Origin of the sequence: Shewanella sp. MBTL60-112-B2 (assembly GCF_019655055.1) — a bacterium.
Classification (GTDB): Bacteria; Pseudomonadota; Gammaproteobacteria; order Enterobacterales; family Shewanellaceae; genus Shewanella.
Genome location: NZ_BPFA01000045.1, coordinates 23,212 through 36,684, shown reverse-complemented (window position 1 = coordinate 36,684; position 13,473 = coordinate 23,212). Strand labels below are relative to the sequence as shown.

Annotated in this window: 14 protein-coding genes; 4 read left to right on the top strand and 10 right to left on the bottom strand. The window is 46.3% G+C overall.

Going from position 1 to position 13,473, the window contains the following annotated elements; all coding sequences use genetic code 11:
• Window positions 1-256: 256 nt before the first annotated feature.
• Window positions 257-1,024 carry a pimeloyl-ACP methyl ester esterase BioH gene (gene bioH, locus K5Q73_RS20225; RefSeq protein ID WP_220765691.1) on the bottom strand — a complete coding sequence of 256 codons (768 nt, stop codon included), beginning with the start codon at window positions 1,022-1,024 and terminating at the stop codon, window positions 257-259.
• A 45-nt stretch (window positions 1,025-1,069) separates the two neighbouring features.
• Between bioH and K5Q73_RS20220 the strand changes: the two genes are divergently transcribed.
• Window positions 1,070-1,798 carry a ComF family protein gene (locus tag K5Q73_RS20220; protein ID WP_220765692.1) on the top strand — a complete coding sequence of 243 codons (729 nt, stop codon included), beginning with the start codon at window positions 1,070-1,072 and terminating at the stop codon, window positions 1,796-1,798.
• A gap of 24 nt (window positions 1,799-1,822) precedes the next feature.
• Here K5Q73_RS20220 and K5Q73_RS20215 read toward each other — a convergent pair whose 3' ends face one another.
• Entirely contained in the window at window positions 1,823-4,363 is a 2,541-nt protein-coding gene (locus tag K5Q73_RS20215; protein ID WP_374706891.1) for a M14 family zinc carboxypeptidase, read from the bottom strand.
• A 210-nt stretch (window positions 4,364-4,573) separates the two neighbouring features.
• On the opposite strand from K5Q73_RS20215, the gene nfuA reads away from it, so the two are divergent.
• Window positions 4,574-5,152: a Fe-S biogenesis protein NfuA gene (nfuA, locus tag K5Q73_RS20210; RefSeq protein ID WP_220765689.1), complete on the top strand. Its 579-nt coding sequence runs from the start codon at window positions 4,574-4,576 to the stop codon at window positions 5,150-5,152.
• 69 nt (window positions 5,153-5,221) lie between these two features.
• Here the strand turns inward: nfuA and K5Q73_RS20205 are convergent, their stop codons facing one another.
• The gene (locus K5Q73_RS20205) at window positions 5,222-6,553 is read right to left on the bottom strand and encodes an MATE family efflux transporter (RefSeq protein ID WP_220765688.1); all 1,332 of its coding nucleotides are present in this window, start codon (window positions 6,551-6,553) and stop codon (window positions 5,222-5,224) included.
• An 18-nt stretch (window positions 6,554-6,571) separates the two neighbouring features.
• On the opposite strand from K5Q73_RS20205, the gene K5Q73_RS20200 reads away from it, so the two are divergent.
• Window positions 6,572-7,618: a polysaccharide deacetylase family protein gene (locus K5Q73_RS20200; protein ID WP_220765687.1), complete on the top strand. Its 1,047-nt coding sequence runs from the start codon at window positions 6,572-6,574 to the stop codon at window positions 7,616-7,618.
• Between the two features lie 63 nt (window positions 7,619-7,681).
• On the opposite strand, the gene K5Q73_RS20195 is transcribed toward K5Q73_RS20200, so the two are convergent.
• The 5 genes from K5Q73_RS20195 to K5Q73_RS20175 form a co-directional block, all read right to left on the bottom strand.
• Entirely contained in the window at window positions 7,682-8,311 is a 630-nt protein-coding gene (locus K5Q73_RS20195) for an SCO family protein (RefSeq protein ID WP_220765686.1), read from the bottom strand.
• A 34-nt stretch (window positions 8,312-8,345) separates the two neighbouring features.
• Window positions 8,346-9,251, bottom strand: a complete 906-nt coding sequence (gene cyoE / locus K5Q73_RS20190) for a heme o synthase (RefSeq protein ID WP_220765685.1) — start codon at window positions 9,249-9,251, stop codon at window positions 8,346-8,348.
• Window positions 9,252-9,319: 68 nt separating this feature from the next.
• On the bottom strand, window positions 9,320-10,303 hold the full coding sequence (locus K5Q73_RS20185) for a heme A synthase (protein ID WP_220765684.1): 984 nt from the start codon (window positions 10,301-10,303) through the stop codon (window positions 9,320-9,322).
• Between the two features lie 10 nt (window positions 10,304-10,313).
• Window positions 10,314-10,856, bottom strand: coding sequence for a hypothetical protein (locus K5Q73_RS20180; RefSeq protein ID WP_220765683.1), 543 nt, complete (start codon window positions 10,854-10,856; stop codon window positions 10,314-10,316).
• Window positions 10,857-11,049: 193 nt separating this feature from the next.
• Complete coding sequence (locus tag K5Q73_RS20175) at window positions 11,050-11,784, bottom strand: SURF1 family protein (protein WP_220765682.1); 735 nt, start codon at window positions 11,782-11,784, stop codon at window positions 11,050-11,052.
• Here K5Q73_RS20175 and K5Q73_RS20170 point away from each other — a divergent pair.
• Window positions 11,783-12,001: a DUF2909 family protein gene (locus tag K5Q73_RS20170; protein WP_220765681.1), complete on the top strand. Its 219-nt coding sequence runs from the start codon at window positions 11,783-11,785 to the stop codon at window positions 11,999-12,001. The genes K5Q73_RS20175 and K5Q73_RS20170 overlap by 2 nt on opposite strands.
• Before the next feature lie 17 nt (window positions 12,002-12,018).
• On the opposite strand, the gene K5Q73_RS20165 is transcribed toward K5Q73_RS20170, so the two are convergent.
• Window positions 12,019-12,900 (bottom strand): cytochrome c oxidase subunit 3, encoded by an 882-nt coding sequence (locus K5Q73_RS20165; RefSeq protein WP_220765680.1) that lies wholly within the window; start codon window positions 12,898-12,900, stop codon window positions 12,019-12,021.
• A complete protein-coding gene (locus K5Q73_RS20160) occupies window positions 12,897-13,472 on the bottom strand; it encodes a cytochrome c oxidase assembly protein (protein ID WP_220765679.1) in 576 nt (191 codons plus the stop codon). The genes K5Q73_RS20165 and K5Q73_RS20160 overlap by 4 nt, the downstream gene beginning before the upstream one ends.
• Between the last annotated feature and the right edge of the window lies 1 nt (window position 13,473).

Genomic DNA, 13,473 nt, shown 5'->3' with positions numbered 1-13,473 from the left:
GCGATATCAAGACCAATTGTAGTAATGTTCATAGTGGACCCGTCCTCTTTCTGATGAGTTTAAGCAACTACATCGTGGCCCATTGCGAGGCCGATTAAAAGTGGATGGGTCCATTCCATTATCCATGTGGTTTGTAACGAGTGAAGGGCATAGCTGAACTAGGGTTTAGCTCCCTCTTGTTTATTAAGAGTCACAGCATCAGAATCGCTAAAACTCGCCATTCTGGAGCGTTTTTGGCTGCCTACTTCTACGTTGATTAGCTCTGTTCGTCTAGCCAGAGATTGAAGCCATCGAGAAACTCTTGCTGATGGCTAATAAACGGGGCGTGAGACGCTTTATTTAGCAGTAAGTCTTGGCTTTGTGGCAGTTGTGGCATGGCTTTTATCATTCTGCGTGGCACCAAACCGTCTAATCGTCCCCAGACTCTTAACCAAGGTTGGCTGATTTGAGCTAGGTCGGCTCGTAAATCCACTTGTTCAAGCATCTTAAGTCCTTGAGCTAGCGCAGGCTGTTGAGCTCTAGGTCTAGCGAGCACTAACTCACGTAATTGTTTGATATCACCCTTAGCCGTTGCACTTCCCATGGCTTGAATAGCGAGGAAACGCTCTATGGTTTTATCTAGATCTTGAGTCAGTTGCTGGGCAAATTGGCTTAATACTTGTTCTGGGATCCCCGGCCAATCTTCACCAGCCATAAAGCAAGGCGATGAGGCGATAGTGCAAAGGGCTGACACGCGCTGCGGGTGATGTATGGCGGCTAATGTGGCGACGAGCCCCCCGAGAGACCAGCCTGTCCAGATAGCTTGCTCTGGAACCGTATTTAAGATGGCGTCTAGCCAGTCATGGATATCGCCATTAACAGCTTGGCTATGGCCAAATCCCGGCAGATCGACCAAGTGAACCCTATACTTGGCTAATGAACCTTGAAGCGGAGTAAATACGGCGCTGTTAACCCCCCAACCGTGAAGCATGACAACATCGGGCCCTTGACCGATAGATTCTATATGGATTTGGGGCTGACTCATTTTGGGCCTCGTTGGTTAACGTTGGAACATTAAAGATGGAAAAGGATTTCACTTATCAAGCAAATACCATGGACTCGGTGGCTATCGGCAATTTTACCCAATCGCTGTTTATTGTGCCATCAACATATCGATTCAGTTAACCGCGGGATCTGTACCGCTTGCTTACATGCTTGCCGTTATCAAGCTCCAATCTGTTTAGGCTGCGGCGCAGAGATGCAGCTGAACATGGCTTTTTGTGGTCATTGCATGGTATCGAACCCATTAACCGTTATCGCGCCCTGTAGTTATCATCATGGACTCGGTCACTGGGTTGGGCAGATAAAATATCAGGCACAGTTTGCGGTGATCGATGTACTGGTCGATGCGTTGGTTCAGCGAATTCTATATTTAGAATATTTAGGCTTTATCCAGCTGCCACAAGTACTCATTGCCGTACCGCTGCATAAAAAAAGACTGCAACAACGGGGCTTTAATCAGGCTTGGCTAATCGGGCAGGCGCTCTCTAAGCGACTCGATATACCGCTCGTCGACAATATCCTGCTTAGGGTGAGAGAGACTCTGCCGCAAGCGGGACTGTCAGGCAAATTGCGCCGTAAAAATCTCAAAGGTGCTTTCGAGCTTTCATCCGAATTTAGTTGGCAGCGTGTGGCGTTAATCGATGATGTGGTGACTACCGGCACCACTGTGGAGGAGATTGCGAGATTATTGCAGCGACAGCACACCCAAGTTCAAGTTTGGTGCCTGGCTAGAGCCGAGGCACCGGGGAGCCGCTAAATACTAAAGCTATCGAGCGACTACTTAGTGAAGCGCTGGAATAAAGTAAAGCGCATTGGCATAAGCTTTTTCAGAGCCAAGCCAGATATTTCTAAACAGCAGGTTGTCGGCTAGCGCCACGATGGCCCCCTTGTTACGAGACTCAACGATAATCGCTGGCGAATCACTGAAGCTGTTCTGATACTCCTTGGCGAGGTAGCCACTTAATAGCGGCTCTGAGGCGTAGTTTGCCGCAACTGAAAAGGCTTTGGTGGTCCGAGAAAAGCCTAGTGGCTTATTCTTCATCACTGGCAGACGATCACCATCGAGGCCAAAGCTAATTGGGTGGCTAGTATCGAGTGTTAGCTCGACAATCGCGCCACCTATCTGCTGTTTGGCACCGAAATTGGATTTCTGCTCGAATGACAGACCGTCGGCATCAAACAGCTGCTTATAGAATCGTTCGCTACGCGGATCGGTTTTAAGTAAGTTGGAATCACTTAGCCAATTCAGCGCGCCTTTTTGCGCAATCACTACGCCGCCTTCCGAGGCAAACTGGCCCAGCTTACGGGCGAAGCGATCGTTTAAGGTTTTATAGCTGCCATCGGCCAATAGCACATGACTGTAATCGGCTAATTTTATCGATGCGAGGTCGTTGCTATCGACCAGTGTGGTTGCGACGCCTAAGGTGTTATCCAAGTAATACCATAGCTGCCCAACTTCAGAAATAGAGGTGCCTTTACCGCTGACTATGAGAGGGCGAATAGGTTTGATGAGCTTAAAGTCGGGACTGCCGAGATCTATGCCCTTGCTAGCAGCACTGGTATTAGCCGCGATGACATCGACTTTTAGCTGCTGAGCTAACAGCTGAACACGCTGGCTTATCTCACTCGCAGTGAAGTTATCCTGTTTTAGAGGAACTTGCAGTGTGCCAGAGGCAAAGTCTATTTCACCACTGCTGCTGATTATGCTAAAGGGTTTGGCGGCAAACTTAACCTGAATACCTTGGCTGAGTAGCTGCTGCAGTAATACTGCTGCTTGGCTATCGCGCCAATCTATGAGTAGGGCGACGGCATCCTTGTCCCAGCTTGGCGGTGAAAACTTAGCAGGTGTTTGGCTGAGTACGCTAAGTTCGAGCTTGACGTTGCGGCGCAAAGTTAGATTGAAGGCATGTTGTAGATTCCAGGTGGATATATCATAAAAGGTGGGATCAACAAATTCGGTTCTATCGTCAAACATCGCCATCAGAAGCGCACTTTGTGCCTGTTTATTAGGGATGAAAATACTGCTGTCGACATCAAAATCGATACCAGACTGAGTGAGTTTATTGGTGAGGTAGTAATACTCGATTTGATGCTGGTTGAGCAGCTCTGTGAGAGCTCGAATTCTGCTAGGGTCACTATTAGTGCTAAGTAATAGTCCTGCCTGGCGAGGTTTTTTCTTCATCGCTTGTTGATGCTTACCCTTAAAAAACTCCGCCTGATATTGCTCTAGTTCAGGCTTTAACGCCAAGGCGCCTTTGAGGCTAGAGATTGAGGTCGCGTATTGATTCTCTATGCCCTCTTGAAGGTGCACTATGCCATTGACCGAGTCCTGTTGCTGACCACGGGCACTAGCCTGCTCAAACAAGACGCCAATCGCACCATTGATATCCGGATAGGTAGAGCCTTTGCCATAGAAGAAATCATCAAATAACTGGCGGCTAAAGTAACTTTGCTTATTATCATCTAGCGCGGCTTGATGGTAGGCGGCAAGTTTTGCGGTAAGTTTTTGGTTACCCGCCGGAGTGAGCGGGTGGGTGCGCTCGGGGACTCCGGGCTGGAAAAAATAAGTGAAGTTATGGCCCATCTCATGAAAGTCGCCTACATAGTGGGGCTGCCAACGATGAAATAATGCTACGCGCCCTTGGGATTCTGGATGGCGCAGGAACAGCCAGTCACGATTGAGATCGGCAAAATAATGGTTACTTCTGCCCGTAGGCCAGCCCTGTTTATGCTCTTTATGATTTGGGTCACTGACAACGACTTTGCCTGCATAGCCACTGGCCCATGTTGAAAATCGATCGAGTCCATCGGGGTTTTGGCTCGGGGTGATAAGTACTACGGCCTGCTCAAGCAGATCCTTGACCCATTTTTCTTCGCTGGTGGCCAGCATATGGGTGAGTTTTAGGGCGCTATGGGCGCCGCTGATCTCATCGCCGTGAATTGAGTAGGCCAGCCAAATAATCAGCGGCCCACTTTGCTCCGCTCCATATTTCACTTGTTGGCGCTGTTCTAAGATTTTATCCAGTTTTGACTGATTATTTACCGAGGTAATAACCGCGGTTAATTGCTGCCTTGCCTCATGACTTTGCCCCGTGTTTTCTAGGGATACTCTGGGGTTTTGTGCCGCAATCTCTTTTAGGTAGTAATTAATCTGATCGTGTCTAAGTAAGCGCTCTCCGAGTGGGTAACCCAGAAACTCCTCGGGGCTAGTGGTGTTGACACCATAGAGCGGACTGTCTGTTAAACGCGTTTTCTTTGCTTCGGCAAAAAAGGAGGACGACATCAAAAAGGCACACAAAAACACAAGACAGATTCTGAGCATGGAATTTTTCATTATATTTATAATATTGTTGTTAAATTAGCAGCTCAGCGTTGACAAAACCACAGTCGAGTTAGATAAAAAACTGTGATCTGATCGCTATTTATTCTTAATCTGTGAGGGTTAGGGGCTACAAAGGAATGCCGAGTAAGAGTATTATAGGGTTAATTCTTACTAAAACACTCAGGTTTATCCCTGACGGAGCATGTTTTCATGATTACCATTTCCGAAGCAGCTCAGGCGCATTTTGTTAAATTGTTATCAGATCAGCCTGAAGGAACTCACATTCGAGTATTTGTTATCAGCCCAGGTACTGCGCAGGCTGAGTGTGGCGTATCGTACTGTCCACCAGATGCAGTTGAAGCTGACGACACAGAACTAGAATTCACTGGCTTTAATGCCATGGTTGATGAGAAAAGCGCTCCTTTCCTTGAAGAGGCGACAATTGACTTCGTTACCGATCAGCTAGGTTCACAGTTAACGCTTAAGGCGCCTAACGCTAAAATGCGTAAAGTGTCTGACGATGCGTCATTACAAGAGCGTATCGAGTACGTTATCCAGTCTGAAATCAACCCACAGCTAGCAAGTCATGGTGGTAACATCATGCTAGTTGAAATCACTGAAGACGGCATCGCTGTATTACAGTTTGGTGGTGGTTGTAATGGTTGTTCTATGGTTGATGTAACGCTAAAGGATGGTATCGAGAAGCAACTACTTGATATGTTCCCTGGTGAGCTATCAGGCGTAAAAGACGTGACTGAGCATCAGCACGGCGAGCACTCTTACCAGTAATACTGGATATAGAGTTAGCATAAAAAACGCGACCAATTGGTCGCGTTTTTTGTGTCTGTGAGTTGATAACTAGTTTAGCACTTGTCTGAGTCTAAACCAGTAATGCAGCGACAGTGACGCACTACGCGCCAGCATAAAGCAGCTCATGGCCGCCCATAAGGCGAAATTACCCTGTGACTCTAATAGATACCAGACCGGGAAAAACACACCGAACGTAGATATGATCATACTGTTACGCATCACCTTGCCCTGAGCCGCACCAATATAAACACCATCAAAAAGGTAGGAACCAAAGGCGAGTAAGGGGATGAATATGACCCAAATCAGGTATTGCTCGGCTACGGCCTTAACTTCACTGATACTAGTCAACAGAGAGATAATCTGTGAGCCTGCGAGAGCAAAAAACAGTGTGAAGCTTAAAGCCGCAATGGCCGACCACACCCAGGCTAATGCCACCGATTCCTGCATTAAACGGCTATTTTTCTGGCCATGAGCGCGGCCTACTTCTGCCTCGGCATAATAGGCGATGCCATCGAGTGCATAGGAGATAAGTAGTAATAAGTTAAGCAACACGGCATTGGCTGCAACGGTATTATCACCTAGACCCGCGCCGTAAAAAGTCATAAAGGCAAATGACGCTTGCAAACATAAGCTACGAATAAAGATGTCTGTGTTGAGGCTCATCATCTTGCTGTAACTTTGCAAAGATAACTGCTTGATGAGCTGCACTAACTTAAAATCACCTAGCTTGCCCAGTTGACTACGAACCATGGTCAGTGCCACTAAGAAGCCTGATATATCGGCGAACACCGAGGCTAATGCAGCGCCTTTTACGCCCCAGCCTAGACCCAGTACGAAGATAACATCTAATACGATATTCACTAGGTTAGCCACAATCAGCTGCCACATTGCAGCCTTAGGTTGCTGTCGCCCTAGTAACCAACCGAGTAGTACTAAATTCATCAGGGCGAAGGGAGTCGACCAGATCCTGACATGAAAATACTCTCGGCAATAGCGCTCTACCTCGACGCTGGCATCTGACAGCGACATGGCTAAATTCATTATGGGTAGCTGCAATGCGATAGCGGCAATACCAAACATGAGTGCTAGACTTGCAGCTTGTACCAAGAGTTTAAATTGTTGCTGGGTGTCGTTCGCGCCATAGGCTTGGGCGACTAATCCCGTGGTCGACATGCGTAAAAATCCTAGTAACCACAAAATTAAGGTTATAATCGTTGACCCAACTGCCACACCGCCTAAATAATAGGCGTTACTAAGATGTCCAACAACGGCGGTATCGACAAGCCCCAGTAACGGCACTGTGATATTTGATAAGATCATTGGCAGTGCAAGGGCAAACAGTTGTCGGTTTTTCTGTGGGTTTAACAATAAGGCAATCATTCTAGAGGTCTAATATTTATGGTTAAAAACGTGTTGCTAGCGCTACTTGCGCTGACAGGTTTTTCGGCTCACGCGACAGTGATTTTACAATATCATCATGTCTCGGATAGTACGCCAGCGATCACCAGCGTGACTCCTGCGCAATTTAAAGAGCAGATGCAGTACCTGGCGGAAAACAACTTTAATGTCGTGCCACTTTCAACAGTGGTGGAGTCAATTAAGGCTAAGAAAGCGCTGCCAGCAAAAACAATTGCGATTACCTTCGATGATGGTTACCGCAGCATTGCTAATACAGCGCACCCTATTTTAAAGCAATATAAATTCCCCTACACCCTTTTTGTCTCGGTTGAACCGATCCTAAAAGAGTATGGTGAAATGATGAGCTGGCAGCAGCTGATCACGCTATCTAACGAGGGAGCGGAGATTGCTAACCATAGTTGGGGGCATGAACACCTTATTCGTAAAGAGACAGGCGAAACGGATAAGCAGTGGTTAGCGCGTATCGAGAGCAATATTCTGCGCACCGAGGCTGAGATTGCCAAGGCTACAGGGCAAAACTTGAAAATGCTGGCTTACCCATACGGTGAGTATAATCAGCAGATTGAAGATATGCTCGACAAGCACGGCTTTGTTGCATTTGGTCAGCAATCTGGAGCGGCGGGCCCTTACTCTCCGTTGACGGCGTTACCTCGCTTTCCTGTTGCCGGTGTTTATGCCGATCTTAACAGCCTAAAGGTAAAGCTGCATAGTTTGAATATGCCTGTGCTGGCTCAAACAAATAGCAACCCAGAGTTGGCTCAAGGCCAGTGGCGTCCAGAGATTAAGGTGACCCTAGATATGAGTGATATCAATGCGTCACAGCTGATGTGCTTTATTCAGGGCCAAGGCGCTAAGAAGCCAAGTTGGATCTCTGAGAATGAGTTCAGTATTCAGGCTGAATTAGATTTACCTGCAGGGCGTTCACGTTATAACTGTACGGTGCCAAGTAAGAGCAAGGGGAGTTACTACTGGTTCTCACAGCCTTGGGTTAGGCCTAAATCAAACGGCCAGTGGATTGCTGAATAGCTTTTAAAGCAAAGAAAGTGCCATTATTGGCGCTTTTTTTTTGTTTGAATTTTACGGTGCTTATTATCCCGAGTATTTATCAATAATTGCGTTTACATCATGAATTAAATCGCTATTTTTGATCTGCGGTAGTTTTCCAGGACTGCTCGATTTTGGCTTGATGATGGCGACCTTTTCCCCTTGAGGCGAAACCAGAGCGAATGAAGCACTGTGATCGACCTGATAGTCTTCACCTGTTCCCACCATGGCATAGACGAAACCTAAGCTGCGAGTGATCGGCAGCAGTTGTTTATGCTCTCCTGTTACGGCAATAAACTCGGGGTTAAAGAATTTTATATAGTTTTCTAAGGTCGCTGTAGAGTCTCTTTGCGGATCGACTGACAGGAAAACCACCTGTAGCTCGGTTGTTCCGCTGAGGCTTGGATAGGCCGAAGTCAGCTTGCCCATGGTCGTAGGACAAACATCTGGGCAAGAGGTGTAGCCAATGAAAAACAGACTCCACTTGCCAAGTAAGTCGGCATTGCTGAAGGCATTGCCTTGTTGATCTGTCAGCGAGAAAGGCGCTAATGGCAGTGGCGCTGGATACTCGAAACTTGTTTGCAACGCTAACTCTTTAGGTTGGCCTAACTGTATGCTTGCGTATACTCCCGCTGCCATCAATAACACAGCAGCAATAATCCAGCTGATTTTCATCTTCTATCCTCGCTCGATAACAGGGTTGCTGTTGTTATACCCATAAATAATGATCGACCAATAAAGCAATAAACAGCAGCATTAGGTGATAGATAGAAAACTTAAACACATCCATCGCCATACCTGGCTGCTCATGATATTTAAGTTGCCATGCCTTATAGATAAACCCTGCACTGAGTAAAGTTGAGCTCACTAAATAAACGGGACCACACATGCCTACTAACACGGGTAATAAGCAGGCTATGGCTAACAATACCGTGTATAGGAAAATGCAGGTTTTAGTGAATTCAACGCCATGAGTGACCGGTAGCATAGGGATATCGACTTTGGCGTATTCAGTTTTACGATGAATAGCTAGGGCCCAAAAGTGTGGCGGCGTCCAAGCAAAGATGATGATCACCAGTAGCAATGCATTGCCGTGGAATTCACCTGTTACAGCTGTCCAACCGAGCAGCGGTGGCATTGCACCTGCCAAACCACCCACCACGATGTTTTGCGGTGTTGCGCGTTTCAAATAGGCGGTATAAACCACCGCATAGCCAATTAAACTGGCAAAGGTTAGCCAAGCGGTCAGTGGATTGACTAAGGCATAAAGAATCACAAATCCTAAGATGCCTAAACCGAAGGAGAAGGTTAACGCCTTAGCAATCGATACTCTGCCTTTAGGTAGCGGGCGGTTGTAGGTACGGGCCATCAAGCCGTCGATACGGCGATCGATTAAATGATTAAAGGCCGCTGCAGAGCCGGCCATCATGCCAATTCCAGCCATGCCAGCAATTAATGGCACAAGTGGTACGGTTCCTGGTACCGCTAAACACATACCCACTAAAACGGTGAGTAGCATGAGTGCGACCACTTTAGGTTTGGTCATTTCATAGTAGGCACGCCACTGAAATATAGGCGTTGAAGGGCTGCGTGTTATAGCGATTTGTTTGGCCATATTCGGTACCTCACTGTACTCGGTTACTAAAATGAAAGGCGATATTTGTTGTCATTTATTTAGCCTTTCTATGCTTTGCGCCATAAGGCGTAATTGATAAAAACTAGATTGAGCAGCAATAGCGCAGCACCAGCGTTATGAGAAACTGCAATCCCTAGTGGAAGGTTGAGAACGACATTACTGATGCCTAGTGCCACCTGTAATATCACCAAACCAACCAGCAACCATGCTGCGTTGCGCATAATGTTTGAATTAGCATTACGAATCAGTTTAAAAGCCAGATATAACAAGATAGCAGCAGTGATGATTGCGCCAACGCGGTGCGCAACGTGAATGGTCATTCTGGCGGGGTAATCGAGTACGCCAAATTCAAAGCTGGCGTGATCACCTTGAAAAGGAGAGAAGGCTTTAGCAAGGCTAAGGTTATCGACCCAATTGCCCTCGCAAAATGGCAATGTGGTACAAGCAAGGGCGGCATAATTTGCAGATGTCCAACCGCCTAATACAATCTGTAATAACAACACACCGATACTGATGGCAGCCACCCCTGCCAGTTTGCGAGCAGTAGGATCGCCGCCGGGGATCCTTAGTGGTTTGTTACGTAAGTACAGTAATAACAGCAGTGAAAATAGCGCAAAGCCACCAATTAAGTGTGCCATCACAATAATAGGCATAAGCTTCATCGTTACAGTCCACATGCCCAATGCTGCTTGAAAGATAATAAGCGCTGCAATAAACATTGGTAGCTTCTTGGGAGCATCAGCCGTTTTGAGGCTGAGGATTAAAATCAATAATACCAGCAGGCCTAGCGCACCAGCGATATAGCGGTGGATCATCTCTAACCAAGCTTTTTCAGTTTCAACTGTATGGTCAGGGAAGGCTTGCTGCACTTTTGCTAATTCGTGGCTTTCGGTGGGCACTTTTAGCATACCGTAACAACCTGGCCAGTCAGGGCAGCCAAGACCAGCGTCAGAGAGTCGTGTATATGCTCCCATCATTATCACGCACAGGGTAAACACCAAAGTGATCTTCAATAACGACTTAATCTGCATAAAGCCCCCTTTACCCAATTCGCGAAAGTTTGAGTAACTTACGTAGATCGGCTACTAGCGCTTTGCCTTGCATGATTTGTGCTTGATGGTCTTCGGCAATCGGATAGCTCATTACTAAGCTTCCTAGCGGATCGACTATCACTAGCTCTTGTTGATTAAGTAACTGGCTCAGCTCCGCAGATGGTGTGGCTGTAACAAAATCGAAGCCCGTTAATGCTGCGGTATCGCTTTGCTGATTAACCATAATAATGGTGTGTACGCGATCTTGATTACGACCAAGGGCAACATGGCTCTGCTGTAAGATGTAGAGTCTATCTTCACAGATGGCGTCACAATGGCTAGGCAATTGATATAACAGTTGCCATTCTTGAGGCTGAGGGTTAGCCATGGCTAGATTGGTATAGCTGATGCTATCTAATAGTTGGCCTTTATTGGTCGCTCCGCCTTGGTATAAATCAAAGCTGAGTACAATCTTAGCCGCCATGACCGGCAGTACAAAAGCCAGTAACAAGAGTATGAGGGTACGCTTACCGTTCTTTTTGGGGGAGTTCATTCCATCTCCTCTTTCTGTTATTTCATCCTTTCTAGCGCACTGACTAACGTATCTTGTAAGTCTGTAATGGCTAAAAATGGTGACAATAATCCATCAAAATAATTGATCAGAATTGAGCTTCCCGGAACGGCTAGGTCGCTTAATTTCTAACCTACAGTGTCTGTGTATAGTTAGCAATAGCCTATTTGTTTTCTTATTTATCTGATTGTTTTAGTTTACGAAACAACAGATATCCCATTAAAAATGCAAACACCGCAGCCATCGAAAACCATTGCACCGCATAGCCGTGATGTTTTTGCGATGATAAAGGGATTGGCTGCCACGGGTGTGGGTAAGAATTGTCGAGGTTGTTTGGCTGCAAAACCAGATTGGCTAAAGGCCTATCAATCAATCGAGCTAACTGGGGAATATTGAGGTTCTGGATGCGCTTGGGCCAAGCGTTTTCAGCCATTAATTCTGAGCTCATCGGGTTGACCTGCTTTTGATAAACGCGTCCCTCTAAAACTGTTGGCTGACTAATTGGTTCTACATTGGGTAATTGCGAACGATTTAACCCAGCAGGAACAAAACCTAGCTCTACGAGTAGCCAAGGTTGAAATTCATTTACTTGGACGGCTTGTAGCGCGAGATAACCGACCCGACCTTGATAGATTTGGTTGTCGAGTAAAAAAATATCACTCGAGACCGGGGTGACAGCCGTTTTAAGTTTAAAGCCGGTTAAGACTTCACCTTTAGCTGAATTGAGTAACTGAGAATAGTTGAGTACTGAGGCGGCTTGTCTTTCGCTCAGCTGTTGCTGCCATTGCGACTTATATTGTGCGCGTTCGAGTTGCCAAAAACCTAGCTTGACCAAAATTGAAAACACTAGCACAGTAATAAGCACAATAAATAACCAAGCAAGATTCACCTTAACTCTAGGAGAGCTCATGTCTGTTTTGTTTATCTTTAAAGTCGTCTTAGTATTACTACTGCTATTCATACTGTTTAATCTAGGCCGCGCCCTGTTTATTATGGTGAAAGGGGAGACATCAGTCCCTATGAGCCAATATTTAGGTCGACGGGTTCTGTTCTCTGTGTTGGTCGTTGTTTTGCTGCTGGTGGCATTAGGGACTGGAGTCATAGCCCCTAACTCCAGACCCTATTAATGATTAGGTTTCATCTTTTACAACACGTAAACGAAGATAAATAGACATAGCCATACCACATCAACAAAGTGCCAATACCAAGCGCCAGCTTGGAAGGCAAAGTGCTTTTCAGGAGTAAAATGCCCCTTGAGTACTCTAAAAAATAGCACTATCAGAAACACGGTTCCTAAGGTTACGTGCATACCGTGAAAGCCCGTTAATAGGAAAAAGGTGTTGCCGTAAACGCCTGCATCTAGGGTGAGTCCCATCTCTTGATAAGCATGAATATACTCTTCAGCTTGCAACCCAAGGAAAGCGATACCCAATAAAATGGTCAAACCTAGCCAGACAGTTAGTGCTTTACGCTTATCTTGTTCTAGTCCCACGTGGGCAAAGTGTAGTGTTACCGACGAGGTTAACAGGATTAGGGTGTTATACAGGGGCAGCCCCATCCAACCCATAGCTTGTGTTGTTGTGCCGTCTGGTGTGGTAATTAGCGGCCAAACTGCTTCAAATGTTGGCCATAACACTTCATTGGTCATGGCATTATTTGATGCGCCACCTAACCAAGGCACTGAAATCATACGGGCATAAAACAGTGCGCCAAAAAAGGCAGCGAAGAACATCACTTCTGAGAAAATAAACCAGCTCATCCCTTGTCTAAATGAGCGATCCATCTGTTTAGAATAAAGCCCTGCCATTGACTCGGCGATTACGGTTCTAAACCAGCCAAATATCATAAAAATGATCACGGTTATTCCGGCCAGTAAAATATAGCCACCGCCAGTGCCGTCACTCTTTAATTCAGAGACGTAACTCCCCGCGCCAAAAGCGATGAGAAATAGGCCTATAGCACCAATAATCGGCCAGGCACTTTGGGCGGGAACATAATAGTTTTCATGCTTGTTATCTGTTGTCATCTTGCGGCTCCTTGCTCTACAGCAGTGCTGGCGACATAGCCTTTGTCGGTGATGTTGTAGAGGGTATAAGAGAGGGTCAAGGTTGATATTGAATCTGGTAATTCGGGATCCACAAAAAATATCAGTGGGAGATCAGCTTCGGCTTGGGCCGTTAATACCTGCTGATTGAAACAGAAGCATTCCGTTTTATTAAAGTATGCGGCGCCTTGTCCGGGTGACACCGACGGGATCGCTTGGCCAACAATATGCTTTGCAGACAAATTTGTTGCTACAAAATGGGTCCGAATAAGCTCACCGGGGTGAACTTGCATAGTGTTAACTTCTGGTTCGAACGTCCAAGGCATATCACTTTGCACCTGAGACACAAACTCTACGGTAATGGTTCTATTTTTATCTATGACGACGGGCTGATAAACGCTGGCAGTACTTTGGGTTTTGCCGTTAATACCTAGAGCATCGCACAGTACGTCGTATAAAGGGACAAGCGCAAATCCAAAGCCAAACATCCCCAGAGAGCTAAAAATCAGCACTATGATCAGTTTTTTATTGGATTTACGCTTTGTCTTTTCCATG

What these genes read in the sequence shown, in the direction of transcription:
- K5Q73_RS20180 (WP_220765683.1), bottom strand. Translation starts at nt 10,856, where the DNA reads ATGAACTCCCCCAAAAAGAACGGTAAGCGTACCCTCATACTCTTGTTA.
- K5Q73_RS20160 (WP_220765679.1), bottom strand. Translation starts at nt 13,472, where the DNA reads ATGGAAAAGACAAAGCGTAAATCCAATAAAAAACTGATCATAGTGCTG.
- bioH (WP_220765691.1), bottom strand. Translation starts at nt 1,024, where the DNA reads ATGAGTCAGCCCCAAATCCATATAGAATCTATCGGTCAAGGGCCCGAT.
- nfuA (WP_220765689.1), top strand. Translation starts at nt 4,574, where the DNA reads ATGATTACCATTTCCGAAGCAGCTCAGGCGCATTTTGTTAAATTGTTA.
- K5Q73_RS20175 (WP_220765682.1), bottom strand. Translation starts at nt 11,784, where the DNA reads ATGAGCTCTCCTAGAGTTAAGGTGAATCTTGCTTGGTTATTTATTGTG.
- K5Q73_RS20185 (WP_220765684.1), bottom strand. Translation starts at nt 10,303, where the DNA reads ATGCAGATTAAGTCGTTATTGAAGATCACTTTGGTGTTTACCCTGTGC.
- K5Q73_RS20195 (WP_220765686.1), bottom strand. Translation starts at nt 8,311, where the DNA reads ATGAAAATCAGCTGGATTATTGCTGCTGTGTTATTGATGGCAGCGGGA.
- K5Q73_RS20165 (WP_220765680.1), bottom strand. Translation starts at nt 12,900, where the DNA reads ATGACAACAGATAACAAGCATGAAAACTATTATGTTCCCGCCCAAAGT.
- K5Q73_RS20205 (WP_220765688.1), bottom strand. Translation starts at nt 6,553, where the DNA reads ATGATTGCCTTATTGTTAAACCCACAGAAAAACCGACAACTGTTTGCC.
- K5Q73_RS20215 (WP_374706891.1), bottom strand. Translation starts at nt 4,363, where the DNA reads ATGCTCAGAATCTGTCTTGTGTTTTTGTGTGCCTTTTTGATGTCGTCC.
- cyoE (WP_220765685.1), bottom strand. Translation starts at nt 9,251, where the DNA reads ATGGCCAAACAAATCGCTATAACACGCAGCCCTTCAACGCCTATATTT.
- K5Q73_RS20200 (WP_220765687.1), top strand. Translation starts at nt 6,572, where the DNA reads ATGGTTAAAAACGTGTTGCTAGCGCTACTTGCGCTGACAGGTTTTTCG.
- K5Q73_RS20170 (WP_220765681.1), top strand. Translation starts at nt 11,783, where the DNA reads ATGTCTGTTTTGTTTATCTTTAAAGTCGTCTTAGTATTACTACTGCTA.